The sequence below is a fragment of the Streptomyces sp. NPDC058469 genome, from assembly GCF_042721125.1.
Lineage (GTDB): Bacteria > Actinomycetota > Actinomycetes > Streptomycetales > Streptomycetaceae > Streptomyces.
The window spans coordinates 1-2,730 of sequence record NZ_JBHXME010000333.1; the positions used below are offsets into that span (position 1 = coordinate 1).

The 2,730-nt window shown below is 73.7% G+C and carries 2 protein-coding genes; both read right to left on the reverse strand.

Features of this window, described 5'->3' with window-relative positions; genetic code table 11:
* The coding region (locus ACFWP5_RS52165; RefSeq protein WP_384174440.1) for a type I polyketide synthase at window positions 1-1,802 on the reverse strand (1,802 nt) is incomplete at its 3' end.
* A gap of 22 nt (window positions 1,803-1,824) precedes the next feature.
* A partial coding sequence (locus tag ACFWP5_RS52170; RefSeq protein WP_384174442.1) for a beta-ketoacyl reductase occupies window positions 1,825-2,730 on the reverse strand: 906 nt, incomplete at its 5' end.

The following is a 2,730-nucleotide window of genomic DNA, read 5'->3' on the forward strand; positions in this document are numbered from 1 at the left end:
GCCTGCGCGCAGTCGTCCAGAGCGCGGGCGAACACCGGCGACTCGGCGGCGAGCAGTGTGCCCATGCCCGCCCACTGGGAGCCCTGGCCGGGGAAGACGAACACGGTCCCGCCCGCCGTGGGAGGCTCGTCGCCGACGATCAGCGACGGATGGGGCGACCCGCCGGCGAGCGCGTCGAGGGCCGCGGCGGTCCCGGCGCGGTCGTCCGGCGGGGTGACGACGACCGCCCGGTGGCCGAGCAGCGCCCGTCCGGCGAGCGGCGCGGCCAGGGCGGCGGGCTCCAGCTCCGGACGTGCGTCGAGGCGCTCCCTGAGCCGCCGGGCGGTCTCGCGCAGCGCGTCGGCGTCCTTCGCCGACAGCGGCAGCGCGACGGCGGGTGCGTCCGGCGCGGGCGCCGGGGCCTCGGCGTCGTCGGGCTCCGGTGCCTGCTCCAGGATGAGGTGGGCATTGGTGCCGCTGATCCCGAACGACGACACCGCCGCGCGGCGCGGCCGTCCCGTCTCGGGCCACGGCGTGGTCTCGGTCAGCAGCGTCACATGCCCGGCGGACCAGTCGACGTGCGGCGAGGGCTCGTCCACGTGCAGCGACTTCGGCAGCGCGCCGTGCCGAATTGCCTCCACCATCTTGATCACACCGGCGACGCCGGCGGCGGCCTGGCTGTGCCCGATGTTCGACTTGATCGACCCCAGCCGCAGCGGAAGCGCGCTGGTGTGGTGCCGTCCGTAGGTGTCGAGCAGCGCCTGCGCCTCGATCGGGTCGCCCAGCCGGGTGCCGGTGCCGTGCGCCTCGACGGCGTCGACCTCGTCGGCCGACAGCCGCGCGTTGACCAGGGCCTGCTCGATGACCCGCTGCTGCGACGGCCCGTTGGGGGCGGCGAGCCCGTTGCTGGCGCCGTCCTGGTTGACCGACGAGCCCTTGATGACTGCGAGGATCCGGTGGCCGTTGCGCTGGGCGTCCGACAGCTTCTCCAGCAGGACGAGGCCGACGCCCTCGCCCCAGCCGGTGCCGTCGGCGGCGGCCGCGAACGGCTTGCAGCGCCCGTCGGCGGACAGGCCCCGCTGACGGCTGAAGTCCACGAACGGTGTGGGCGCCGCCATGACCGTCACACCGCCGGCCAGTGCCATGGAGCACTCGCCGGACCGCAGCGCGTGCGCCGCCAGATGCATCGCGACGAGCGAGGACGAGCAGGCGGTGTCGATGGTGACGGCCGGACCCTGGAAGCCGAAGCTGTAGGAGATCCGGCCGGACGCGACGCTGTTGCTGATGCCCGTCGACAGGTAGCCCTGGATCTCCTCGGGCGTCTCTATCAGCAGGTGCGAGCCGTAGTTGCTCGACAGGACGCCCGCGAACACCCCGATGCCGCGTCCCCGCAGCCCGGACGGGTCGAGCCCGGCGTCCTCGAGCGTCTCCCACGTGGTTCCGAGGAGGAGCCGCTGCTGCGGGTCCATGGCGAGCGCCTCGCGCGGGCTGATCCCGAAGAACGCCGCGTCGAAGATGTCGGCGTCGTGCAGGAACCCGCCGTGCCGGGTGTAGGTGGTGCCGGCCCGGTCGGGGTCGGGGTCGTACAGGTCGGCGGGCCAGCCGCGGTTGACGGGGAAGTCCGAGATGCCGTCCCGGCCCTCGGCGACCAGGTCCCACAGGTCGTCGGGGGAGCGGACTCCGCCCGGGTACCGGCACGCCATCCCGATGATCGCGATCGGCTCGAACCGCTCCGACTCCACCTCGTGAACGCGCTGCCTGGACCTGCGCAGGTCGGCCGTGACGCGCTTCAGATAGTCCCTGAGCTTCTCTTCGTTGGACATCTGGGTTCCTCACGTGAAGGGGTCAGGAGATTCCGAGCTCGTGGTCGATGACGCTGAAGATCTCGTCGTCCGTCGCGGCAGACAGGTCGTCGCCGGCGGTGTCCGTCCGCGCTCCGGCCCACCGGGCCAGCAGGGTCTCCAGCCGGGCGGTGACCGCGGGACGGCCCTTGTCGTCGGCTGGCACCTCGGCGAGGATCGTCTCCAGAGCGTCCAGGTCGGTGAGGATCGCGGGCACCGGTTCGGCCGCCGCGGGGGCGAGCCGGCCGAGCAGCCACGCGGCCAGCTCGGCGGGGCTGGGCTGGTCGAAGATCAGGGTCGGCGGCAGCCGTAGCCCGGTCGCGCTGGCGAGCCGGTTGCGGAGTTCGACGGCGGTGAGGGAGTCGAAGCCGAGGTTCTTGAACGGCTGGTCCGCGACGATCGTGTGCGCGGCGGGATGCCCGAGGACGGCGGCGGCCTGCGCCTGTACGAGGGTGAGCATCCGCCGGCGCTGCTGATCGGCGGTCAGTCCCGCCAGGGTCGAGGCGAGGTCGCCGCCCGCGCCGGGACCGTCAGTGCCGCGGGTGGCGGCCGTCCTGCGGGATCGCGGGGCGAGGTCGCGCAGCAGCGGCGATGGGTGCGTGTCCGCCGTGGGGGCGATCGGCAGGGCGACGACGTGCGGTTCGTCGAGCCGGAGCGCGGCGTCGAACAGGGCGAGCCCGTGGTCGTCGGTGAGTGGGACGAGCCCGGATCGGCGGAGCCTGGCGAGGTCGGCCTCGGACAGCGTGCCGGTCATGCCGCTGGCTCGTTCCCAGAGTCCCCACGCGATTGAGACGGCCGGGAGGCCTTGGGCGCGGCGGTGGTGGGCGAGGGCGTCGAGGTAGGTGTTGGCGGCGGCGTAGTTGGCCTGTCCGGGGTTGCCGAGGGTGCCGGCTGCCGAGGAGAACAGGAC